This window comes from Lysobacter firmicutimachus (assembly GCF_037027445.1).
Lineage (GTDB): Bacteria > Pseudomonadota > Gammaproteobacteria > Xanthomonadales > Xanthomonadaceae > Lysobacter > Lysobacter firmicutimachus.
The window spans coordinates 2061059-2084731 of record NZ_JBANDL010000002.1; the positions used below are offsets into that span (position 1 = coordinate 2061059).

Genomic DNA, 23673 nt, shown 5'->3' on the forward strand with positions numbered 1-23673 from the left:
CCTCAGCCGGCGCGCTCGCGCAGGTAGGCCTCGGCGCGGTCCAGGTGCCTGCGCGCCTCGTCCATATGCGGCGCCGACGGCGCGCGTTCGAAGCGGCTGGCGCCGTCGCTCAGCCGCAGATAGGCCGGGGTTTCGCCGCGGCCGCGACGGAAGTCGAAGGCGAGAATGAAGTCGTCCGAGCCGGCGTCGTTGAAGCCGGCCGCACCGCGCAGCGGACTGAGCACGCGCAGCATCTCGATCGGGTGTCCGGACACCTGCAGCATGGCGATGCGCAGCTCGCGGCGCAGTTCGTCGTATTCCACCGGCGGAGTGCCGGTCCACGAATCCTGGCGCCAGGCCTTGATCGCCTCGGCGACGGTGGCGGGCTGCGGATCGGTCAAGGCCTCGGCGTGGCCGCGGCGACCGCCCAGCCCCGCCTGCAACGCCGATGCCGCCGGCCAGTCGCCGAACTCATCCGGCCGCGCCGGGGCGGAATCCATGTAGGCCTGATAGCGCTGCAGGTCGAGCGTGAACCTCGCATACAGCGAAAGCGGTTGCGGCACTGCCGGTTGCGACATCCAGAAGATCCTTTCCTGTGACCGTGGCGCCGCGGATCAGCGGCGCAGCCGTCCTTTGCTCGCGGCTTTCCAGCCGACGGCCTCGAAGGCCTCGACCGATAAGGTGAAAGTGCGTTCGTCACCCGGGTGCAGCGCGCCGACGCCGACCACCTGGCGGGTGATCTCGTCGCCGCGCTCGTTGCGGATCGACAGCACCATCGAGTATTCCCAGGCGACGTCGCCCTGGGGTGGGCGAATCGTGCCTTCGACGTGCAGCGGCGAGAACCTCGCCGCCGCACGCTGAGCGGCATCGGAGTCGAAACGCAGATGGTGCTTGCACGCGGGACAGACGCTCGCGCTGTCGAGAATCGTCGCCTTGCAGTGCGGACATACGCGCGTCGCGCCGGGCTGGCCCTGGCGGACGGCGCTCATGAGTCGGCGCCGTTCTCCGTCTTGGCGCCGTTGCCGTTCTTCTCGTGCTTGGACGACTTGGCGTTGCCGCTGTCCTTGTCTTCCCAGCCGAATTCGACCTGGCCGCGCATGCGCGATCCGGCCGCGACGGTGACCACCCCGGCCTTGACGTCGCCGATCATCGCGCCGCTTTCGAGCAGCTCCACGCGCTGCGCCGATTCGATGTTGCCTTCCAGTTCGCCGGCGATGACGACCTTGCGCGCGCGCACGCCGCCGTTGAGCTTGGCGCCGAGTTCGACGGTGAGGTCGCCGTCGACCTGCACGTCGCCCTTGAAGCGGCCGGCGATGCGGATATGGCCCGAGCCTTGGATCTTGCCTTCGATCGACAGGTCCGAGGCGATCAGCGATTCCTTCACCGTCTCGCGCTCGGGCGCGCGCGGTGCCGGCGCGGCCGCGGCAGGAGCGGGCGCGATCGGCGTCTGCGGCGGCATCGGCTGGCCGAAGCTGAACTCGTTGAGCGTGTCGGGTTCGCGCTTGAGCGCGGTTTCAGGCTGCGGCGGCGGAACCGGATTGTCGCGCTTGGGCGGAGCGGGCTGGTTGAAGATAGCCATGACGCGGTGTTTCCTCAGGTCGGGGGATCAAGTGATGACACGCGTGAACAACGGAGCCTAACACGCTGATCCGAAGCCCCCACTGTGATGCATCTCACCAATCCGAGTTGCAGGAAACGGCGACTCCGATTCAGATTTCGCGCGTGAATCGGCGATGCGGAAAAGCGCGCGGAGCGCAGCGCATTCAGTCGATTTCAGCCGCTGCGCTCATGACAAAAAGAATTCAGTTTGTTTTCATGACGATGAATAGCCGGCGCTGCTTCGACAGGCGCGTTCGGCATCGGCAGCCGACGAAGAGGATCGCGCAACGCGGATCGGTCGCGACGCGCAATGGCACCGGCCCGGAGTGTTAGGCGAACGGTTTCGTCGCGCCGTTGCGTTCGAATGCGATGCGGCACGGCCATGCGCCGTCGGATCGTCGTCTCGCATGCCCCGCAACCGGCTCGGACTCGATGCGAAGCCCGGCGAAGTCGCGGACGAAATCGCGCAATGGAGTGGCGCGCGCGGGCGATGCGCGCGCGGGGGCCGAAGCCGGCGCGGGCAAGGTGCCCGGCGCGCCGTCTATGGTCGCATCGATGCCGCTGCGCGATAGCGCGATGGCGCACGCGCTGTCGGGATGGCTCGCAAAAGCGCGCGCCGCCTTGCGGCGGCGCGATGGATCACATCCGGAACACGCCGAAGCGGGTGCGATCCTCGATCGGCGCGTTGAGGCTGGCCGACAGGCCCAGGCCGAGCACGCGGCGGGTGTCGGCCGGATCGATGATGCCGTCGTCCCACAGGCGCGCGGTGGCGTAGTAAGGGTTTCCCTGGTTCTCGTACTGCTCGCGGATCGGCGCCTTGAATGCGTCTTCTTCCTCGGCCGTCCACACTTTGCCCGCCGCCTCGATGCCGTCGCGGCGCACGGTCGCCAGCACCGACGCGGCCTGTTCGCCGCCCATGACGCTGATGCGCGCGTTCGGCCACATCCACAGGAAGCGCGCGCCGTACGCGCGGCCGCACATGGCGTAGTTGCCGGCGCCGAAGCTGCCGCCGATGACCACGGTGAACTTGGGCACGTGCGAACAGGCCACCGCGGTGACCATCTTGGCGCCGTCCTTGGCGATGCCGGCGTTCTCGTACTTCTTGCCGACCATGAAGCCGGTGATGTTCTGCAGGAACACCAGCGGAATGCCGCGCTGGTTGCACAGCTCGATGAAGTGCGCGCCCTTGAGCGCGCTTTCGGCGAACAGGATGCCGTTGTTGGCGACGATGCCGACCGGGTAGCCGTGCAGATGGGCGAAGCCGGTGACCAGGGTCTTGCCGTAGCGCGCCTTGAATTCCTGGAACTCGCTGCCGTCGGCGACGCGCGCGATCACTTCGCGGATGTCGAAGGGCTTGCGGGTGTCCTTGGGCACGATGCCGTACAACTCCTCGGCCGGATACAGCGGATCGCGCGGCGCCTGTGCGGCGACCGGCAGCGACTTCTTGCGGTTGAAGGTGGCGACGATGTCGCGCGCGATCTGCAGCGCGTGGCGGTCGTCTTCGGCGAAGTGATCGGCCACGCCGGACACGCTGGTGTGCACGTCGGCGCCGCCGAGCGCTTCGGCGTCGACCACTTCGCCGGTCGCGGCTTTCACCAGCGGCGGGCCGCCGAGGAAGATCGTGCCCTGTTCCTTGACGATCACCGACTCGTCGCACATCGCCGGCACGTAGGCGCCGCCGGCGGTGCAACTGCCCATCACCACTGCGACCTGGGGGATGTTCTCGGCGCTGAGACGGGCCTGGTTGTAGAAGATCCGGCCGAAGTGCTCCTTGTCCGGAAACACTTCGTCCTGCAGCGGCAGGAAGGCGCCGCCGGAGTCGACCAGGTAGACGCAGGGCAGGCGGTTCTCGCGTGCGATCTCCTGCGCGCGCAGGTGCTTCTTGACCGTCATCGGGAAGTAGGTGCCGCCCTTGACCGTGGCGTCGTTGGCGACGATCACCACTTCCAGCCCCTGCACGCGGCCGATGCCGGCGACCATGCCCGCGGCCGGCGCCGCGTCGTCGTACATGCCTTCTGCGGCGAGCGGGGCGATTTCCAGGAACGGCGAGCCGGGGTCGAGCAGGGCGGCGATGCGGTCGCGCGCCAGCAACTTGCCGCGTTCGGTGTGCTTGGCCCGTGCTTTGTCGCCGCCGCCGTGCGCCGCGCGCGCCAAGCGCGCGTCGAGTTCCTCGACCAAGGCCTGGTGATAGGCGACGTTGTCGCGGAAGTCCTGCGAGCGTGGGTCGAGCTGGGAGGTCAGGGCGGGCATCGCGCAACGGCCGTGGGTTTTGGACGCGGCATCAGAACACAAAGCGCGCCGCGCGGCCAAGCGCTGGCGGATGGCGCGCGACAACGCACGCCGGCGCACGGAGGCACGGAACATCGCAGGCGCCGCTGCGCTTGCGCCTTGGCCGGTTGCTCGCGGCGCAGTCGGGCTGGGGCGTTCGCGCCGAGCTCGTCGGACAAAAAGAAAGGCCCGCTCGCGCGGGCCTTCCGGTGCAGCGGGAGAGCGCCAGCGATTAGTGCTTGGCGGCTTCTTCCTTGGCCTTGTCGGCAGCGGCGTCGGCCTTGTCGGCGACGTTCTGCGCGGCGTCGGCGGTGGCGTCGGCGGCCTTGGCGGCGGCGTCGGCAGCGCCGGCGGCGGCCTGGTCGGCGGCGCCAGCGGCGGCGGCGGCGGCGTTGTCGACGGCGGTGCCGGCAGCGGCGGCGGCGTCGGCGGTGGCGGCGGCAGCGGCTTCGGCGCCTTCGGCGGCGGCGGTGCCGGCGGCGTTGGCGGCCTGGGCGGCGGCGTCGCCGGCCTGCTCGGCGGCGGTGGCGGCCTCAGCGGCTTCGTTCTTGGCTTCTTCGGTCTTGGTGCAAGCCGACATTGCCAGGACGGCGGCGGCGAGCAGGACGTAGAGATGGGTCTTCATGAGCTGTCTCCTGAGGAGTTGTCTGAGAAAAACGTCTGGGTGGATCTGTCAGGCAACGCCAGTGCTCGCAGCGGTCCGGCAAGCCGGCTTCGATCGTTCACTGACCTTACGGAAAAAGCCGCCGGAGAACCGGCGGCTTTCCCGTTCGACGCGACAGAATCGCGTCGGAACTTGAAGCGATATCGCGCGAGGCGATATTACTTCTTCGCTTCTTCCTTGGCAGCTTCCGCCGGAGCGGCAGCGTCCTTGGCAGCGTCGGCAGCGGCGCCAGCGGCGTCGGCAGCGTTCTTGGCCGCGTCAGCAGCGGCGTCGGCAGCGGCCGGGGTGGTGGCAGCGGCAGCGGCGTCGGCCGAGGTGGCGGCGGCGTCGGCGGCGGTGGCAGCGGCGTCGGCCGAAGCAGCGGCGGCGTCGGCGGTGGCGGCGTCGCCAGCGGCGGCGGCGGTGTCGGCAGCGGCCTGGGCTTCGGTCGAAGCGGCAGCGGCGTCGGCCGAAGCCTCTTCAGCGGCCTTCTGGTTCGAGCAAGCGGCCAGGGCCAGGCCCAGAGCCAGGGCGATCAGCGCCTTGTTGAAATTCATGATTCGGATTCCTCGTCGTTTAGTTAGGCAACGCGCAGTTGCGCGCCGATAACATGATGACAAGCCGGTGACGTGTGTCAAGCGGCCTGCCGGGTTTTTTTGTGCAACGCGTTTTTAACTTTTTACACCAACTCGATCGCAATAGCGGTGGCTTCGCCGCCGCCGATGCACAGCGAAGCCACGCCGCGCTTGCCGCCGCGGATGCGCAGGGCGTTGATCAGGGTGACCACCAGGCGAGCGCCGCTGGCCCCGATCGGATGCCCCAGCGCGACCGCGCCGCCGTGCACGTTGAGCTTGTCGTGGGGGATGCCGAGGTCCTTCATCGGCGCCATGGCGACGCAGGAAAAAGCCTCGTTGACTTCGAACAGGTCGACGTCGGAGACGTTCCAGCCGGCCTTTTCGAGCACGTTTGAAATCGCTTTCACCGGCGCGGTGGTGAACCATTCCGGCGCCTGGGCGTGGCCGGCGTGGGCGACGATCCGGGCCAGCGGGGCGAGGCCGCGCGCGGCGGCTTCGTCGGCCGACATCAGCACCGCGGCGGCGGCGCCGTCGGAGATCTTCGACGAGGAGGCGGCGGTCAGCACGCCGTCCTTGCCGAACGCCGGGCGCAGGCCCGGAATCTTGCTGACGTCGATCTTGCCCGGCTCTTCGTCGCTGTCGACCACGGTGTCGCCCTTGCGGCCCTTGACCGTCACCGGGACGATCTCGTCCTGGAAGTGGCCGGCGCTCTGCGCGGCCTGAGCGCGCTTGACGCTTTCCTCGGAAAAGGCGTCGATCGCGGCGCGGTCGAGGCCGTACTTCTCGCAGGCGGCGTCGCCGAACACGCCCATGGCCTTGCCGTCGTAGGGATTGGTCAGGCCGTCCCAGGCCATGTGGTCGAGGAACTCGGCGCTGCCGTAGCGGATGCCGGTGCGCGAGTTGTTGAGCAGGTGCGGGGCATTGGTCATCGACTCCATGCCGCCGGCGACGACGACCTTGGCCGAGCCGGCCTTGATCAAATCGTGGCCGAGCATGATGGCCTTCATGCCCGAGCCGCAGACCTTGTTGATGGTGGTGCAGCCGGCGGCGGTGGGGATGCCGGCGGCGAGCGTGGCCTGGCGCGCGGGCGCCTGGCCGAGGCCGGCCGGCAGCACGCAGCCCATGATCACCTCTTCGACCTGGTCGGCGGCGACGCCGGCCTGCGCCAGCGCACCGGCGATCGCGGCGCTGCCCAGGGTCGGAGTCGGGACGCCGGTGAACTGGCCGAGGAAGGAACCGATGGCGGTGCGCTTGGCACCGACGATGACGACGTCGCTCATGGGGCGAGACTCCGGGTTCTGTGCGGGCCGGCGGGGGCCGGCGGGTCGTAGGGTGCCGGCCGGGGCCGGAATCCGCGAATTATGCGGCGCCGTGCTGCAGCGCGGCAAATTCGGCACGGCGACTAACGAAAAATCAACAAACGACCTGGGCCAGCCGGCCGGCGGCTGAATGCCCGAGCCGGCGCAAACCGGCTTTTCCCGCTCAAGATCGCCGCTTCCCGACCGCTCCGCGGCCGGCCGCCGGGCCGCCCCCGCGGGTCGCCCCGGGGCGCCGGAACGCGCGCATGAACCGGTGATTGTCCGTGCCGTCGGCTTGGACTAAAACGTGACCGAGCGCAGCCCTTCCGCAAGGGTGCGGACGCTGCGCCGTCCGACGGGGGTGTGCGATGCAACGATTCGCAGCGGCGGCGCGCCACGGTTCGCGCCTGAGCCTGTCCGCATGGGTCCTGGCCCTGGCCGCCTGCGGCGGAGGCGGGGGAGGCGGCGGCAACGTCCGCAACGACCCGCCGCCGTCCTCGCCACCGCCGACCACCCCGCCGCCGCCGAGCCCGAACCAGCCCGCGGCCGACGCTCACCTGAGCCTGACCAATGCCCGCGCCGCGCACAGCCTGGGCCTGACCGGCCAGGGCATCCGCATCGGCGTGGTCGACAGCGGGGTGCGCCGGACTCACCCGGCCCTGGCCGGCCGGGTCGGGCCGATGCTGCTCTACACCGATCCGCGGACCAACAACCACAGCATCGACGACGTGCTCGGCCATGGCACCTACGTCTCGCAGATCGCCGCCGGCACCCCGGTCGGCGCCTGGCCCGGCGGCATCGCCCCGGGTGCGCAGATCGTCTCGGCGCGGATCCTGGCCGACGTGCGCCCCAGCGACGACGGCTCCGGCCAGGGCAATCAGGCGACCAACAACGGCGGCCTGGACATCGTCAGCCGCGACCTCATGAACGCCGGCGTGCGGATCATGAACAACTCCTGGGGCGGCCTGTACTGGACCGGCGACCCCGTCACCCAGAGCTTCATCGCCGCCTACCAGCCTTTCATCGACAACGGCGGCCTGGTGGTGTTCGCGACCGGCAACGAGTCGCGGCCGGACCCGACCGACAACGCTTCGCTGCCCAGCCAGGGCGCCGGCGCCTCGATCCTGGAGCGCGGCTGGCTGGCCGCGGCGGCGCTGGACAGCAACAACCCGACCCAACTGGCCAGCTACTCGAATGCCTGCGGCATCGCGATGCGGTACTGCCTGGTCGCGCCCGGCAACGTGATCGCCACCGGGGTCAACGATGCGGTCGGCAGCCCGACCTACTGGTCCATCCAGGGCACTTCGTTCGCCGCCCCCCAGGTGTCCGGCGCGGCCGCCCTGGTCTGGCAGGCGTTTCCTTATTTCAACAACGACCTGGTCCGGCAGACCCTGCTCGGCAACGCCAAGGATCTCGGCGCGCCCGGGGTCGACCCGGTGTTCGGCTACGGCCTGCTCGACATCGGCGCCGCCGTGCGCGGCCCGCGCCGCTTCGACTGGGGCGACGTCCGGGTGGCCTTCGACGGCAATTCGAGCTGGTCCAACCCGATCGCCGGCACCGGCGGTCTGATCAAGGAAGGCAGCGGCACCTTGCGCCTGGACAGCGCCGCCGCCCACAGCTACACCGGCGCGACCCAGGTCAACGCCGGCGTGCTGCGCTTGAACGACAACGGCGCGCTGGCCTCGCCGCTGGCGGTGCGCCCCGGGGCGCAGTTCGTCGGTGGCGCCGGCGCGCGGATCGGCAACCGGGTCGACAACCAGGGCGCGTTGCGCCTGGAGGGCGCCGGCCTGCGCGTCGACGGCGATTACCAACAAGGCGCCGGCGCGCAGTTGCAGTTCCTGATCGGCTCGCGCCTGGACGTCGGCGGCAGCGCCAGCCTGGCCGGCGGCGCGCACGTGCTCGGTCAACTGCCGGGCTATGTGCGCTCCAGCCGCGAGGTGTTCCTCAACGCCGGCAGCGTCAGCGGCACCTTCGATTCGTTGAGCAGCGCGCCGGGCGTGTTCCTGCTCGCGACCCTGGGCTACAGCGGCACCCGGGCCTGGCTCGACATCGTCGCGCTCAACATCACCGCAGCCGCGCAAAGCATGGGCGTGCCGATGGCGGCATCGGCCGCGGCGCAGCGCGTCGACGGCGCGTTGGCCGGCTTGAATGCGGGCGCGGTCGCAAGCGGCGGCGACGGCGCCCAGGGCGCGTTCGGCGCCGGTCTGGGCGCCTTGCAGCACAGCGCCGACACGGCGCAGGCGCGACGCTCGCTGACCAGTCTGTCGGGCGAGCTGCACACCGCCGACGCCGCGTTCGCGCAGATGGCGATCGAAGCCAGCCGGCGTGCGCTGGAATCGCGCCTGGATGCGCGGGTCCGGCAGCCGCAGGACGGCGCCTGGAGCGAGCGGCTCGACACGCAACGCGTCGCCGCCGGGCGCTACGACCTGGACATCGACGGCTGGATGCTCGGTCAGGACCGCCGCCTCGGCGCCTGGACCTACGGCGCGGCGCTGAGCCGCAGCGAGGGTCGGGCGCGCCACGCCGAACTGAGCGACCGCGAGCGCAACCGGCAGACCGAGGCGCAGCTGTACGCGGCCTGGAACGGCGAGCGCAACTACCTCTTCGGCCGTGCCGCATTCGGCTACTTGGACCGTGAGCTGCAGCGCGAAATCGTTCTGGGCGCCAGCCGCTTCGGCGTCGGCAGCGATTACGGCGAGCGCTATCTGCACCTGGGCCTGCAGGCCGGCCGTCGCTACGGCCGCGATGCGGCCGCGCTCGTGCCCTATGTCGGCGCCGAGCTCATGCGCCTGCAACGCGAGGGGTTCGACGAGCCCGGCGCGCTCGGCTTCGGCCTGCGCAGCCAGGCGGCGAGCCTGCAGGCGACCCAGGCGCTGGCCGGCCTGCGCCTGCAGCGCGAGGGGCAGTGGGGCGGCATGCGCTGGCGCTGGGACGCGCGCGCCGAATGGCAGCGCCGGCTGAGCCTGCGCGGCGGCGACATCGCCGCGCGCTTCACCGCGATGGAGGTGTGGGCGCCGATCCTCGGCGAGCCGCTGCCGGAGGAGGTGGCTCTGGTCGGCCTCGGCCTGGACCTGCGCCTGCCGCGCGCCGGCGCGCTGCGCCTGGATCTCGATCAGCGCTACGAAGACGGCGCGCCGCGCTTCGGCGCGATGGCGTGGTGGAGCTATCCGTTCTGACCAAGACGCTGGCGCCGACCGCAAGCGGCGCAGGCCTGCTGTAGGAGCGGCGTGAGCCGCGACGAAGAAGGCGCAGGAAGGCCAATGGCATCGCAATCGGCCGAAGCCCGGTACCGTCGCCTGCTTGCGGTCCGCCTCGTTGCCGACGTGCCGCGGTCGCGGCTCACGCCGCTCCTACCCCGAACCTGCGAAGCGAACGGCAATGCCGGGCGCAAACCAAAACGCCGTCGCGGTTGCGACGGCGTTCGGCTTGCGGCGACCGCGGGACGCGGTGCGGCTCAGCTCTTGCCGTCGAACAGCTCGCGGCCGATCAGCATGCGGCGGATTTCGTTGGTGCCGGCGCCGATCGCGTACAGCTTGGCGTCGCGCAGGATGCGCCCGGTCGGGTACTCGTTGATGTAGCCGTTGCCGCCCAGAGTCTGGATCGCTTCCAGCGCCACCTGCACCGCCGCATCGGAGGCGTGCAGCAGGCACGAGGCGGCGTCGACCCGGCTCTTGTGCCCGGCATCGTAGTCGCGCGCCACTTGGTAGGCGAAGGCGCGGCTGGACTGCAGCGCGGTGTACATGTCGGCGATCTTGCCCTGCATCAGGCCGAAGGTGCCGATCGCCACGTCGAACTGCTTGCGCTCGCGCACGTAGGGCAGGGCGATGTCCAGCGCCGACTGCATCAGGCCCAGCGGGCCGCCGCTCAGCACCAGGCGCTCGGTGTTGAGGCCGCTCATCAGCACCTTGACCCCGTGATGGACTTCGCCGAGCACGTTCTCGGCCGGGATCTCGCAGTTCTCGAACACCAGCTCGCAGGTGTTGGAGCCGCGCATGCCCAGCTTGTCCAGCTTCTGCGCGGTGCTGAAGCCCTTCATGCCCTTCTCGACGATGAAGGCGGTCATGCACTTGCTGCCCGCGTCCTTGCCGGCGGTGCGCATGTACACGATCAGCACGTCGGCCTCGGGGCCGTTGGTGATCCACATCTTGTTGCCGTTGGCGACCCACACGCCGTCGCGCAGCTCGGCTCGGCAGCTCATCGAGCCGACCACGTCCGAGCCGGCGCCGGGCTCGCTCATCGCCAGCGCGCCCTTCCATTCGCCGCTGCACAGCTTGGGCAGGTACTTCGCGCGCTGCGCCTGGTTGCCGTTGGCGTACAGGTTGGACACGCACAGGTTGGAGTGGGCGCCGTAGGACAGGCCGACCGAACCGGACGCGCGCGAGATCTCCTCCATCGCCACCAGGTGGGCCAGATAGCCCATGTCGCTGCCGCCGAACTCGCCCGGCACGGTCATGCCGAGCAGGCCCAGCTCGCCGAGCTTGGGCCACAGGTCCTGCGGAAACGCGTTGTCGTGGTCGATCTGCGCCGCGCGCGGTGCGATCTCGGCTTCGGCGAAACGGCGCACGGCATCGCGCAGCGCGTCGATCTCTTCACCCAGGGGAAAACTGCGCATATCAGCCCTCGTAACGAATCAGCGGCCGCCCATTGAGCGGTTGGAGGTTGCGGTTGTTGCGGCGGTAGTGCGACAGAAAACCGTCGATCTGCCGTTGCGACATGGTCACCGGCGCCGGCATCACGTACCACTCGACATTCTCCGTCAGCGGCGGGGTCGTGAGCGAGCCCAGGTAATGGTAGTAAGCGTGCGATTTCGGCAGCAGGCCCTCGATGTCGATTTCGTGCTGGGCCGGCTTGCGCCCCGGTTGCAGTCCGTCGAGCACGTCCTGCGCGACCGGATTGGCCTGGCCCTGTTCATACATCACCCCGATCACCGCCAGCCGGCCGTCCTGGGCCTTGAACACGAAATGCCCTTCCAGCGGGTAGTGCCTGCCGTCCAGGGTGTGTTCGCTCTGCGAGTGGAAGTGGAACTGGGCCAGCTTGAAATGGCGGCCGCGGATCGTGGCCTCGGTGGCGTGAGTGTCGACCTGCACCGCATGGCCGTTGTCTTCGACCTTGTCGACCGGGCCGTGGGTATGGCTGAACTCGATCGCGCCCGGCTCGGCCGCATCGGCGGCGACGGCGCTGGCGGTGACGATGTCGATCGGCGACTGTGATCTGGCCGACGCGGCCTGCCAGGACTCCTGGCGATCGTAGTCGTAGACCTCGTGGTGGCCGGCGGCGGCCGGTTCGTTGGCCTGCACGGCGCAGGCGCCGGCGAGAGCGAGGGACAGGGCGACGGACAGAATGAGGGGTGGGGCGATGGCGAGCTTGGGCATGGCGGGCTCCAGGGGCTGGCGACGCGAACGCGAAACGGACACACGGCGAAAGGCGCGTCATGCTAAACGCAGCGACGCGCCGTCCCCCTATGTCGGATGCGACGACGGGGCCGTTCGGCCCCGTCGAAGTGGATCAATGGCCGCCGCGGATGCGGCCGCGGAAGCTCGGCGTGCTGCGCCCGAGCGGCAGCTTGAGCTTGCCGATCGCGCTGATGCGCTCTTCGGCCAGGCGGTCGGCGGCGGTGTAGGTCGGGATGCTGTCGCGCTCGGCGATCTCGAAGATGCGGCCGAGGTTGTGGTAGATCGTGCGCATCATGCGCATGGCGCGCTCGCGGTTGTAGCCGTCGAGCTCCAGCGCCACGTTCATCACGCCGCCGGCGTTCACGGCGTAGTCCGGCGCGTACAGGATGCCGCGCTTGGCCACTTCGTCGCCGATGGCGTTGTTGGCCAGCTGGTTGTTGGCGGCGCCGCAGATGATCTTGGCCTTCAGGCGCGGCAGGGTCTGCTCGTTGACGGTGCCGCCCAGCGCGCACGGCGAGTACACGTCGGCGTTGACGTCGTAGATCTCGTCCAGGCCGACCGCTTCGGCGCCGTAGTCGGACACGGCCTTGTCGACCAGGCCCTTGTTGATGTCGGTGACGAAGATCTTCGCGCCGCGCTCCTTGAGCAGCTTCACGAATTCCATGCCGACGTGGCCCAGGCCCTGCACGGCGTAGCTGTACTTGCCGACTTCCTCGTCGCCGAAGCGCTTGTTGAGCGCCGCCATCAGGCCCTGCAGGGTGCCGTAGGCGGTGAACGGCGACGGGTCGCCCGAACCGCCGTGGACCTGGTGCACGCCGGTGACGTACTCGGTCTCGCGGTACACGTATTCCATGTCGTTGACGTCGATGCCGACGTCTTCGGCGGTGATGTAGCGGCCGCCCAGCGAATCGACGAACTTGCCGAAGGCGCGGAACAGGGCTTCGGACTTGTCGGCCGACGGGTCGCCGATGATGACCGCCTTGCCGCCGCCGATGTTGAGGCCGGCGACCGCGTTCTTGTAGGTCATGCCGCGGCTCAGGCGCAGCACGTCGTTCAGCGCGTCCTGCTCGGTCTTGTACGGCCACATGCGCAGGCCACCCAGGGCCGGGCCGAGCACGGTGTTGTGAATCGCGATGATGGCCTTCAGGCCGGCGTCCTTGTTATGGCAGAAGACGACCTGCTCATGGCCGAAGGTGTCGAGGGTTTCGAAAATCATCGGGTGCTCCGAACCGGCGCGGGCTGCGCGTAGCGCTGGCGACGCCAGGTGGTGTGTAAGTCGTTGAATGGGAATGGATTGGCCTGTACGCCGGGGCGTCAGGCCCGGCGTAGCGCGGCGTAGTCTAATGCAATCGGCCAGTACGGCTAGGTATTGCAAGGCTTGCGCGGTCGTGGCTGGCAGGGGCGCGAGCCGCATTCAGGAAAGTCCGCGGCAGGGTCGCGGGCGGTCGCTGTGTCGGTGTCGGACCGGCGGTGGCTGTGCGGGTTCGACGTCGCGTCGCGGGGTTTTCGTGCGTGCGTTCGTGCGTCGGCGCAAACCGCAGCCGTCGCGCGGCCGAGCCGGGCGCAGGCGGACTTTGCCGCGGCTGGCTGTTGGCGCACGGGCAGCGGCCTGTGCGGTCCGTCGCGCACGAGCGTTCGGACCGGAGCCGACGACGGCCGGTCTGTCGCATGGCTTGCCTCGATCCAAACGCGGGCAACCCATAGCGATCGCGTCGTGTTCCGCGCGATGCGCGGTGGGCGCGACGCGATCCCAAAACACTGCGCCCGCATCCGGTCGGCCGGCGTTGCACGACGCGAGCGGACGACGGCGATGGAGCGCTGCGGATCGAGCGGTCGCACGGACCTGCGACTGAGGCGGAGGGAGTTAAACCGCACGAGACTGTTCGAAGCGCCCGTCCGCAATAGGACGGCGTAATTCTTCTAGCTGGCGCCGATGTCCGCGTCGCCCGCGCGAGCGCGTTGGCTTCGATTGCCGGGATCGAGGCTCACGTCTCAGGACCTCGTTACGACTTCGCAAGGACCGCGACGCGTCGCCTGCGCGACGCGAGCGAGCCGCCAGGGCGGCATCAGGGAACGGTCGCGACGCGGTCCGGCGCCGACCGGCCAGCCGGGGGGCTCGGCCGGCCGGCGCTTATCTGCCGGGCAGGGACGCAGGGCGCTCGCCGCGTGAGGGCATCGGCATGACGTCGACGCCCTCGTTCGAATGCCCTGCGCTCCATGCCGCTCACGCGGAAGAGCAAGCGCGAGCCGGGCTCGGCGATCGATGCCCAGTGCCTGGTTTCCGGCGCCTCGCGTGCCGCGTCGTGGCATCCGGCGGTCTGCTCAGCGACGGACCCAGTAGCCGTCGCGCAAGCGCCAGCCGGGGCCGTGATGATTCCAGCGCGGACCGACATAGACGTAGCCCGGCCGCGCCCGCAGGTAATGCCCGCCGACCCAGACATAAGCGCGCCCGTTCCAGCGCCAATGCCCCGGCGCCCAGGCGTAGCCGGAGCGCGGCCTGATCCGCTCGTAGCGCGGCGGCGGAGGCGCTACCCGCACCACGTCCACATCGATATACGTCCGCGCTTGCGCCGCTGGCGCGTGCACGCCCGCCATCGTCGCCACGCCGAGCACCGCCGCCGTCATCCACGCACGCATCGCCATCGTCGTTCTCCTCGTACCCGGCGGCCACCCGCCGGTCATCGGACACAACGCCGGCCGCGTGCGGTCTGTTGACCCGGTCTCGCGCGCCGTTCAGACCGCCGTCGGTTAACTGAAGCCACGCTGCACCCGCGAGGCCAGCAGAACAGGGGTAGGAGCGACGCGAGCCGCGACTGTGTCGCGATTGGCGTCGCCGCCCCTGCCATCGACGTTCGATCCATCCGGGGCTGCGCCGCCGCTCACGGTTTCGCGGTCGCGGCTCGCGCCGCTCCTGCCCCGGACTGCACGGTTGCGGCCGCGACCTGCGTCGCAGCCGCGGTTTCTTCGCTGCAAACCCGCCTAGCACCATCCCCCACCGCACGGCAAGCCCGCGAACGCGGGCGCCCGTGCGGAGCTACAATGCGCGCAGCCCGCAACGCGTATCGAGATGCCCATGAGCACCACCGCTGCCAACGTTCCCGCCGCTCAGCCCGACGCCACCCCGCTGCGTTTCGTCACCGCCGCCAGCCTGTTCGACGGCCACGACGCGGCGATCAACATCATGCGTCGCCTGATCCAGGGGCAGGGCGCCGAAGTCGTCCATCTCGGCCATAACCGCTCGGTCGAGGACGTGGTCCGCGCCGCGCTGCAGGAAGACGCCGACGGCATCGCTCTGTCCAGTTACCAGGGCGGCCACGTCGAGTACTTCAAGTACATGGTCGACATGCTCAAGGAGCGCGGCGCCGGCCACATCCGCGTGTTCGGCGGCGGCGGCGGCACCATCACGCCGGAAGAGATCCGCGAACTGCAGGCCTACGGCGTCGAGCGCATCTACCACCCCAACGACGGCATGCACATGGGCCTGGTGGCGATGATCGAGGACGTGGTGCGCCGCGCCAGCGACGCGCGCTTGCCGACCGAAGACACGCCGCCGGTCGCGCACATCGACGACGAGATCAGCATCGGCCGCACCCTCAGCGCGATCGAAGAGAACGCGCTCGACGAGGCGCAACTGGCGCACCTGCGCAAGCAATGGCAGCTGGCCGGCGGCAAGACTCCGGTGGTCGGCATCACCGGCACCGGCGGCGCCGGCAAGTCCTCGGTCACCGACGAACTGCTCAACCGCTTCCTGGCCCATTTCCCCGAGATGCGCATCGCGGTGATCTCGGTCGACCCGACCCGTCGCCGCACCGGCGGCGCGCTGCTCGGCGACCGCATCCGGATGAATTCGCTGCGCAGCCATCGCGTCTACATGCGCTCGATGGCCACCCGCCGGCAGAACTCGGCCACCAACACCGTGCTCAAGGACTGCATCGGCTTCCTGCGCAGCCTGGGCTACGACCTGGTCATCGTCGAAACCGCCGGCATCGGCCAGAGCGATTCGGAGATCGTCGACCTGGTCGACTTCCCGATGTACGTCATGACCAGCGACTTCGGCGCGCCGAGCCAGCTGGAAAAGATCGACATGCTCGACTACGCCGAGCTGGTCGTGCTCAACAAGTTCGACAAGCGCGGCGCCGAGGACGCGCTGCGCGACGTGCGCAAGCAGTGGAAGCGCAACCGCGTCGCCTTCAGCACCCGCGACGAGGACGTCCCGGTCTATCCGACCATCGCCAGCCAGTTCAACGACCCGGGCATCAGCTGGATGTTCGTCAACCTGTGCCGGTTGCTGCGCGAGAAGCTGGGATTGGGGAGTGGGGATTCGGGATTGGGCAACAGCCGCTGCGATTATCAGCCGCAGGTCGATACCTCGCTGAAGGAGCCGCGCGCGACCGTGCTGATCCCGGGCAGCCGGGTGCGCTACCTGGCCGAGATCGCCGAGCAGGGCCGCTCGATCAACAAGCAGATCGAGACCCAGGCCGAAATCGCCGACCGGGCGCAGTCGTATTGGCAGTCGCTGCGCGATCTGGAAGACGGCGCCTTGCCCAAGGCGCTGGACCTGTATGCCGGCGAAGCGCTGCTGGCCGACGGCCAGGCCGCCGACCGCACCCTGCTGACCCTGCGCCAGCGCTACAACGACGCCGTCCAATCGCTCACCTCCGAAGCGCTGAAGCTGCTGCGCGACTGGCCGGCGCGGCTGAAGTCGATCACCGACGAGGTCAACGAGTACAAGGTCCGCGACAAGGTCATCCGGGTCGAGAACTACCGCGAATCGCTGAGCCACCAGCAGATCCCGAAGATCGCCGCGCCGACCTACAAGAGCTGGGGCGAGCTGCTGACCTTCCTGCAGAAGGAAAACCTGCCCGGCTATTACCCCTACACCGGCGGCGTCTACCCCTACCGCCGCACCGGCGAAGACCCGATCCGCATGTTCGCCGGCGAGGGCACCCCGGAGCGCACCAACCGTCGCTTCCATTATCTCAGCGTCGGCCAGCCGGCCGCGCGCCTGTCGACCGCGTTCGACAGCGTCACCCTGTACGGCGAAGACCCGGCAGTGCGCCCGGACATCTTCGGCAAGATCGGCAATTCCGGGGTCAACATCGCCTCGCTGGACGACATGAAGAAGCTGTACTCCGGCTTCGACCTGTGCGCGCCCAGCACTTCGGTGTCGATGACCATCAACGGCCCGGCGCCGATCATCCTGGCGATGTTCATGAACACCGCCGTCGACCAGCAGGTCGAGAAGTACCTGCGCGAGGACCAGTCGCGCTGGGACGAGGCGCGGGCCAAGATCGACGCCCTGTTCGAGGGCCGCCAGCGCCCGCAGTACAGCGGCCAGCTGCCCGAAACCAACGACGGCCTCGGCCTGGGCCTGCTCGGCGTCACCGGCGACCAGATCGTCGACGCCGAGACCTACCAGCGCATCCGCGACAAGACCCTGGCCACCGTGCGCGGCACCGTCCAGGCCGACATCCTGAAAGAGGACCAGGCCCAGAACACCTGCATCTTCAGCACCGAGTTCGCCCTGCGCATGATGGGCGACATCCAGCAGTTCTTCGTCGACAAGAACGTGCGCAACTTCTATTCGGTGTCGATCTCCGGCTACCACATCGCCGAAGCCGGCGCGAACCCGATCAGCCAGCTGGCCTTCACCCTGTCGAACGGCTTCACCATCGTCGAGTACTACCTCGCCCGCGGGATGAAGATCGACGACTTCGCGCCCAACCTGTCGTTCTTCTTCAGCAACGGCATGGACCCGGAGTACACCGTGATCGGCCGCGTCGCCCGCCGGATCTGGGCCCGCGCGATGCGCGAGCGCTACGGCGCCGACCCGCGCAGCCAGATGATGAAGTACCACATCCAGACCTCGGGCCGCTCGCTGCACGCCCAGGAAATCCAGTTCAACGACATCCGCACCACCTTGCAGGCCCTGTACGCGCTGTTCGACAACTGCAACAGCCTGCACACCAACGCCTACGACGAAGCCATCACCACCCCGACCGAGGAAAGCGTCCGTCGTGCGGTCGCGATCCAGATGATCATCAACAAGGAGCTGGGGCTGAACTTCAACGAGAACCCCTGGCAGGGCAGCTTCATCGTCGACAAGCTCACCGACATCGTCGAAGAGGCGGTGTACAAGGAGTTCGAGGCGATCAGCGAGCGCGGCGGCGTGCTCGGCGCGATGGACACCATGTACCAGCGCGGCAAGATCCAGGAAGAAAGCCTGTATTACGAGCACAAGAAGCACGACGGCAGCCTGCCGCTGGTCGGCGTCAACACCTTCCTGCCCAAGGATCACGGCGGCGACATCGTCACCGAGATCGAGCTGATCCGTTCGACCGAAAGCGAGAAGGGCCAGCAGATCGACAACGTCCAGGCCTACCAGGCCGGCCGCAACGGCTACGCCGGCGAAGGCCTGCGCGGCCTGCAAGCCGCCGCGCGCGAACGCCGCAACGTGTTCGCCAGCCTGATGGAAGCGGTCAAGACCCACAGCCTGGGCCAGATCAGCCACGCCCTGTACGACGTCGGCGGCGAGTACCGCCGCAACATGTAAGCGAACCCCGCTGCATGGGTTCCGACGAAAGGCCCGCGCAAGCGGGCCTCTTCGTTTCCGCGCCGCAGCCCGCGTAGGAGCGGCGCAAGCCGCGACAGCCGAAGCGGTGAAACACCGCGTACTCACCCGAATCGACCGATCGCCAAGCTTCGCGGCGGCACCGCCGCGGTCCGAGCCTCGGCGGGAGACGCTTGCGACCCTCGCTTCGGTGGTCGCGGCTCACGCCGCTCCTACAGGGGGGCGGCGCACAGACAGCGGCCACGAAACCGCCAGGGTAGGAGCGGCGCAAGCCGCGACCGCGCCGCCACGCGGTCCCGCGCACCCGCCGCCAGACCGCCCGGGCCGTTCGGATCGCGATGCTCGTGATGCCTTGACCGCCGCGCATCCGCGACGCCGATCACGCCGTCGCCGCGCGCACGCGAACCGCGCTCGCCCGCACGAAGTCGACGACCGCTCGCCGCACCTCGCCAGGACTGTGCCGCAAGCCCGTTCGTTCATCGCGAATCATGCCGGCCCTCTCAATCGCCCTATCGGGGTTCTGGGAAGATCGCCGCGCCTCACGGCACCGGCGACGCGGGGGCGTCGCCGGCATCCCTCTTTCAGGAGCGGTCTTATGGCTATTCCGCTGCGACGGCTGCGCGCCGTCGCTCAGTGCGTTTGCGTATTGGCTGGACTGGCGCTGGCGACGACGAACGTCGCGTCAGCGCAAACGAAAACGCCGCCCGCCGGAAAAACCGCGGGCGACTTCCGCATCGGCGTCGAGCCGCGCATCGTCTCCAGCAGCCGTGAAAGCTCGGTCGCGACCTTTGTCGTGCTCGACAGCATCGACCGGTTCGAGAAAGCCGCCGCGCTTACCGTGTCGAACCTGCCCGCCGGCGTCAGCGCGAAGTTCGCGCCGGCTGCGCTGGCCGCGACCGCCAACGGCAGCTCGCGTTCCAAGCTCACGTTGAACGTCGCCGCGGACGCGGCGGCCGGCACGTACCCGATCACCGTCATCGGCCGCTCCGGCGACCTGGTGCGCAGCACCACGGTCGATCTCGTCGTGACCGCCGACGCCGGCTACAAATTGGTGCTGTCGGGCACCCAGCACGTCACGCCCATCGGCGGCAGCAGCCAACTGCCGGTCAGCGTCGTCGGCACCGCGTTCAACGCGCCGGTCACTTTGGGCGTGAGCGGCCTGCCGGCCGGCGTCCGCGCCGCGTTCGGCCTCAACCCGGTTTATCCCGGCGCCAAAGCTGCAGTCAATTCGACCCTGACCCTGCAAGCCTCCGCGCAAGCGGTGCAGGGCGTGTATCCGCTGACGATCACCGGCACGTCGGGCGGCACCGTGCGCAGCGCCCGGATCGACCTGTACGTCAATCCGGCGCCGGATTTCACGCTGTGGACGGTCGGCCGCAGCCGCGCCTTGGTGGCGGTGACCCAGCAGGCCGGCATCAGCGGCTGGCTGGAGATCAACGCGCGCCCGCTGCATGCCTGGAACCAGCCGATCGCGTTCTCGATGGAAGGCTTGCCGGCGGGCGTGAATGCTCGCTTCAGTCCCGCGGTGGTCGACCCCTACGGCCCGACCAGCATCGCCTTTACCGCCAGCGCCGATGCCGCGCCGGGCATCTACCAGGCGAACGTCGTGGCCACGGCCGCGTCGACGACCCATCGCCTGCCGGTGCAAGTGACGGTGCTGCCGTACATCGACCCCAACCGCCTGCCCAACGAACTCACCCGCGTCGGCATGTCCCTGCGCGCCGGCGAATCCCTGTTGTTCAACATCATGAAACCGGAAGGCTACGCACCCGGCTTCTATCTCAACACCCAAGTCGGATTCGGCACCGGCCGCGGCACGCTGTACGTGCGCGAAGGCGCGCCGCCGACCGACAGCGAATTCCACTGCCGCACTTCGGGCTTGTGGAGCACGTTCTGCCGCGTCGAACGCAACCCGCAGGCCGAGTTCCCGCTCACGTACTTCCTGCGCCTGAAAGCCGATACGGACATCGAAGGCGCCAGCGTGATGGCGGCCTACGGCGCCGATTACGACGCCCGCCCGCGGGCGCTGTTCGCCAACCCGACCGACTACCTGATCAACGACAACACCGTGATCGAAAGCCCGCTGACGGTCGGCGGGGCCAACGGCAACGGCGGCATCGCACGGGTGAGCTACCGCGTCAGCCACCCGCACCGCAGCGATCTCAAGATCGAGCTGATCGCCCCCGACGGCCGCGCCTACCTGCTGCGCGACCACCACAACGGCCCGATCAATCCGAGCCCGGAACTGCGCCTGGACCTGACCGACCAAGTCGCCAACGGCGTGTGGAAGCTGCGCGTCACCGACGACGTACTCGGCGGTTCCGGCACCTTGCTGCACTGGACGCTGGATTTCTTCCGCACGCCGTAGCGCTGCCCGACGTCGCCCCGGCCTTTGCCGTTCCCCTCTGTCGCCTGCGGGAGAGGGGAACGAGTGAGGGGCACCCCGACGGAACGTCCTGAAAAAATACGCCGCACCAAAGCTGTCGCCGTGTCCCTCTCCCGCTTGCAGGAGAGGGGCCGGGGTGAGGGCCTCCCGATCGAGACGATCTCCACAACCGCACGCGCCCCCGGCCGCCGCCGCATCGGTCTCTCCCCGAAACCCGGACCGCCCGTGCGGCGCCAATACGGCCGACTACAATGCGCGCATGGAACGACTCCGCGCGTTGCTGGCGCAAATCGAACACGACCCCGCACTCGCACGGCCCGACGGCGTCCCGGCGCGTTTGGACGCCCTCGACCGCATCGACGCCTGCCTGCCTCATGCCGCTGCCGACCTGCGCCAAGCCGCCCAGGCCGCCGTCGACCGGCTCGAAGCGCTCAACGCGGCCTTCTACGGCGACTTGCGCGAAGACATCCGCAGCGGCCGCGGCGCCGCGCGCCTGCTGCACTACGCGACGGCCTGGGCGCGCGAGGCGCCCGCGCACGACCCGCAAGCCTACGACCTGCTCGACGAGCTGATCGCCGGCGTACTGCCGTTCGCCGAACCGCAAGCGCCGCAAATCGCGCTGACGCCGGACATGGTGTTCTACCAGCCGACCCCGGCGCGCCATGCCCTGACGATGATCCGCGACAGCGGCCTCGCCGCCGGCGACGTCCTGGTCGACCTCGGCTCCGGCCTGGGCCACGTGCCCTTGCTCGCGGCCATCTGCACCGAGGCCGAAACCGTCGGCATCGAACTGGAACCGGCCTACGTGGCCTGTGCGCGCCAGGCGGCCCTGGCGCTGAACCTGGCCAACGCGCGCTTCGTCGAAGCCGACGCGCGCCATGCCGACCTCGCATCCGGCACCGTGTTCTACCTCTACACGCCGTTCAAGGGCGCGATCCTGGCCGAAGTGCTCCAACGCCTGCGCGAACACGCTGCGCGCCGCGCGATCCGCGTCTGCGGCTTCGGTCCCTGCACAGCGACGCTGGCCGCACAGCCCTGGCTGGTCCGCCAGGACGTCGGCGACGCCTACGGCCCGGCGGTGTTCCGCAGCGTCGCCGCCTGAGCCGGGCACCCGCCGCGCGGGTGAGCGAGGCGTGCCGGCGCCTGCGCCCGCCGCGCGCCGGACCGCCGCACCCGTAGCCACGCGCCGCCGCTCCGCGATAATGCCCGCATGAGCATCTTCCTTACCGACTTCGCCCGCCCGCGCCTGTTCCCGCGCGAACCGCGCCGCAACACCATCCAGGACATCACCCCGGAGCAGTTCGAGCGCCACCTCAACGAGAATCCGCCGCTGAAGGTGCTCGACGGCTACGCCCCGTTCTGCAAACTGCACGTGCACCGCAACTGGACCCGCACCCGCTGCCTGGCGGTGCCGATCACCGACGCCAACCGCCACCTGCTGCGCAGCGGCTACGAGGCCCGCACCCAGGACGAACTGCCGGTGCTGGTGCGCTGGTTCGAGGGCCTGGACCCGCCGGTGGCCGAGTACCTGATCGTCATCCTCTACAGCCGCGAACAACTGGCCAAGGAAGGCACCGCCATCGACGCCGACTGGGGCGTGGTCGGCTGCATGTACACCGCCGAACCGGTCGAAACCCCGATGGCCCCGATCACCATGATGCGCAACGCCCTGGGCGTGGAAGAGGGCGGCTCCGGCGTGCCGCTCGACCGCGAGGCCTACCGGCGCAGCGTCGAGTTCTGGAGCGCGCACGCCAACTGGCGCGGCTGAACGCAGAAACCGCGCACCGTTCGCATTGCAACCCCGCCGGATTCGTCGTACACCGGTCAGCGCTCGCCTTCATAGGAAGCGTCCGCATGGACCGAACCACCGCCGGCTGCCTGTGCGGCCAAGTCCGCGTCGTCGCCACCGGCCGGCCCTACCGGGTCGGCCTGTGCCACTGCCTGGACTGCCGCAAACACCACGGCGCCCTGTTCCACGCCTCGGCGATCTTCCCCGCCGACGCGGTCAGCGTCGAAGGCGATACCCGCCACTACCGCAACCGCCACTTCTGCCCCAACTGCGGCTCGCCGGTGTTCGGCCGCAGCGGCGACGAAGTCGAACTGAACCTCGGCGCCCTCGACGCGCCGGATCAGTTCCAACCCACCTACGAACTGTGGACCGTCCGCCGCGAATCCTGGTTGCCGCGGTTTCCGCTGGCGCACAGTTACGAGCGCAATCGCGAAGGCATATGACGTGGTACGAGGAATAGGCCAAACGACTAAGCGCATTCGTTTATACGTCGCGAATGTCCGAACAAATACGGGTCCGGCGCCACCGCAATCCATGGTTGCGATTTTCTGATGTAGTCAGGATCGGTCCTTGCAGCGATCTCGATTACCGCAACTACTACGCCGCCACACCATGAGCCGCATCGCCGATGTCAACCGTGCGTCGGACAACCTAGTCACCAACCCCTTGAGTGGTCCAGGCTCGCCCTTGCACCTCAATCAGAAGGCTTTGGGTCGGAACCTGGAAAAGATCGAACGCGCTGGCGTCAGCTTCGCCAGCTACAAGATCGACCTGAATTTGACGACACCAGCAGCGGCAAGCCGCAGTCGCCGATGCACTTGACCACGTACTACGCCGGCAGGCACAAAGAGGCGCGGCCGAACTGGATACACATTTCGGCTGCTTGCTGGATGCCGCCAGCAAAACGACTGGTCGTTAGCCTGACGGAATTGGCAAGGGAAATGGTCGGTATCGCATCGACCAGGTCATGCTTGGCTGCACTAATCAGGGCGCAAAAACCGGATAGAACGTGCTCGTAGTCGGAGGATGATTGGACGATGCAGCGTACCGCCGCGCCCGCAACCGGATCGAGGGGCTGCGCAAGTGCCGGTCGAGCAATCAGCAGTGGTCGACCAAGTTCAATAGGGCGTAATCGGCAGATTTCGCAGAGCACGCAGGCGTCCTGGAGGGCT

At 69.0% G+C, this 23673-nt stretch carries 20 protein-coding genes; 7 read left to right on the top strand and 13 right to left on the bottom strand.

Going from position 1 to position 23673, the window contains the following annotated elements; all coding sequences use genetic code 11:
- Positions 1 to 2 precede the first annotated feature (2 nt).
- The 7 genes from V2J18_RS09085 to V2J18_RS09115 form a co-directional block, all read right to left on the bottom strand.
- On the bottom strand, positions 3 to 557 hold the full coding sequence (locus V2J18_RS09085) for a hypothetical protein (RefSeq protein WP_064748216.1): 555 nt from the start codon (positions 555 to 557) through the stop codon (positions 3 to 5).
- A 36-nt stretch (positions 558 to 593) separates the two neighbouring features.
- Positions 594 to 968 (bottom strand): hypothetical protein, encoded by a 375-nt coding sequence (locus V2J18_RS09090; RefSeq protein ID WP_064748217.1) that lies wholly within the window; start codon positions 966 to 968, stop codon positions 594 to 596.
- Complete coding sequence (locus V2J18_RS09095; protein WP_425605981.1) at positions 965 to 1558, bottom strand: bactofilin family protein; 594 nt, start codon at positions 1556 to 1558, stop codon at positions 965 to 967. The genes V2J18_RS09090 and V2J18_RS09095 overlap by 4 nt, the downstream gene beginning before the upstream one ends.
- A 659-nt stretch (positions 1559 to 2217) precedes the next feature.
- Complete coding sequence (locus tag V2J18_RS09100) at positions 2218 to 3828, bottom strand: carboxyl transferase domain-containing protein (RefSeq protein ID WP_064748220.1); 1611 nt, start codon at positions 3826 to 3828, stop codon at positions 2218 to 2220.
- 250 nt (positions 3829 to 4078) lie between these two features.
- Positions 4079 to 4471, bottom strand: a complete 393-nt coding sequence (locus V2J18_RS09105; RefSeq protein WP_336131604.1) for a hypothetical protein — start codon at positions 4469 to 4471, stop codon at positions 4079 to 4081.
- A 197-nt stretch (positions 4472 to 4668) separates the two neighbouring features.
- Positions 4669 to 5046, bottom strand: a complete 378-nt coding sequence (locus V2J18_RS09110; RefSeq protein ID WP_064749966.1) for a hypothetical protein — start codon at positions 5044 to 5046, stop codon at positions 4669 to 4671.
- A 122-nt stretch (positions 5047 to 5168) separates the two neighbouring features.
- Positions 5169 to 6344 carry a thiolase family protein gene (locus V2J18_RS09115; protein ID WP_336131606.1) on the bottom strand — a complete coding sequence of 392 codons (1176 nt, stop codon included), beginning with the start codon at positions 6342 to 6344 and terminating at the stop codon, positions 5169 to 5171.
- Between the two features lie 386 nt (positions 6345 to 6730).
- Between V2J18_RS09115 and V2J18_RS09120 the strand changes: the two genes are divergently transcribed.
- A complete protein-coding gene (locus tag V2J18_RS09120; protein ID WP_336131607.1) occupies positions 6731 to 9538 on the top strand; it encodes a S8 family serine peptidase in 2808 nt (935 codons plus the stop codon).
- 278 nt (positions 9539 to 9816) lie between these two features.
- Here the strand turns inward: V2J18_RS09120 and V2J18_RS09125 are convergent, their stop codons facing one another.
- The 4 genes from V2J18_RS09125 to V2J18_RS09140 all read right to left on the bottom strand — a co-directional run bounded on the left by V2J18_RS09125 (position 9817) and on the right by V2J18_RS09140 (position 14398).
- The gene (locus V2J18_RS09125; protein WP_064749969.1) at positions 9817 to 10974 is read right to left on the bottom strand and encodes an isovaleryl-CoA dehydrogenase; all 1158 of its coding nucleotides are present in this window, start codon (positions 10972 to 10974) and stop codon (positions 9817 to 9819) included.
- Position 10975: 1 nt separating this feature from the next.
- A complete protein-coding gene (locus V2J18_RS09130) occupies positions 10976 to 11734 on the bottom strand; it encodes a carbonic anhydrase (protein ID WP_336131608.1) in 759 nt (252 codons plus the stop codon).
- A gap of 133 nt (positions 11735 to 11867) precedes the next feature.
- A complete protein-coding gene (locus V2J18_RS09135; protein ID WP_064749971.1) occupies positions 11868 to 12971 on the bottom strand; it encodes a Glu/Leu/Phe/Val dehydrogenase dimerization domain-containing protein in 1104 nt (367 codons plus the stop codon).
- 1106 nt (positions 12972 to 14077) lie between these two features.
- On the bottom strand, positions 14078 to 14398 hold the full coding sequence (locus V2J18_RS09140) for a YXWGXW repeat-containing protein (protein ID WP_064749972.1): 321 nt from the start codon (positions 14396 to 14398) through the stop codon (positions 14078 to 14080).
- 430 nt (positions 14399 to 14828) lie between these two features.
- Between V2J18_RS09140 and V2J18_RS09145 the strand changes: the two genes are divergently transcribed.
- Positions 14829 to 18308: a methylmalonyl-CoA mutase family protein gene (locus V2J18_RS09145; RefSeq protein WP_336131609.1), complete on the top strand. Its 3480-nt coding sequence runs from the start codon at positions 14829 to 14831 to the stop codon at positions 18306 to 18308.
- A 648-nt stretch (positions 18309 to 18956) separates the two neighbouring features.
- Here V2J18_RS09145 and V2J18_RS09150 read toward each other — a convergent pair.
- Positions 18957 to 19304, bottom strand: coding sequence for a hypothetical protein (locus V2J18_RS09150; protein ID WP_336131610.1), 348 nt, complete (start codon positions 19302 to 19304; stop codon positions 18957 to 18959).
- Between V2J18_RS09150 and V2J18_RS09155 the strand changes: the two genes are divergently transcribed.
- The 5 genes from V2J18_RS09155 to V2J18_RS09175 all read left to right on the top strand — a co-directional run bounded on the left by V2J18_RS09155 (position 19255) and on the right by V2J18_RS09175 (position 23323).
- Positions 19255 to 20694 (top strand): proprotein convertase P-domain-containing protein, encoded by a 1440-nt coding sequence (locus tag V2J18_RS09155; RefSeq protein ID WP_336131611.1) that lies wholly within the window; start codon positions 19255 to 19257, stop codon positions 20692 to 20694. The two genes, V2J18_RS09150 and V2J18_RS09155, sit on opposite strands and share 50 nt — an antisense overlap.
- 277 nt (positions 20695 to 20971) lie before the next feature.
- Positions 20972 to 21814, top strand: coding sequence for a class I SAM-dependent methyltransferase (locus V2J18_RS09160; RefSeq protein WP_336131612.1), 843 nt, complete (start codon positions 20972 to 20974; stop codon positions 21812 to 21814).
- A 108-nt stretch (positions 21815 to 21922) separates the two neighbouring features.
- On the top strand, positions 21923 to 22480 hold the full coding sequence (locus tag V2J18_RS09165; RefSeq protein ID WP_336131613.1) for a DUF3228 family protein: 558 nt from the start codon (positions 21923 to 21925) through the stop codon (positions 22478 to 22480).
- An 86-nt stretch (positions 22481 to 22566) separates the two neighbouring features.
- Positions 22567 to 22944, top strand: a complete 378-nt coding sequence (locus V2J18_RS09170) for a GFA family protein (protein WP_336131614.1) — start codon at positions 22567 to 22569, stop codon at positions 22942 to 22944.
- Positions 22945 to 23113: 169 nt separating this feature from the next.
- Entirely contained in the window at positions 23114 to 23323 is a 210-nt protein-coding gene (locus tag V2J18_RS09175) for a hypothetical protein (RefSeq protein WP_336131615.1), read from the top strand.
- A 7-nt stretch (positions 23324 to 23330) separates the two neighbouring features.
- On the opposite strand, the gene V2J18_RS09180 is transcribed toward V2J18_RS09175, so the two are convergent.
- Positions 23331 to 23654: a hypothetical protein gene (locus tag V2J18_RS09180; RefSeq protein ID WP_336131616.1), complete on the bottom strand. Its 324-nt coding sequence runs from the start codon at positions 23652 to 23654 to the stop codon at positions 23331 to 23333.
- Between the last annotated feature and the right edge of the window lie 19 nt (positions 23655 to 23673).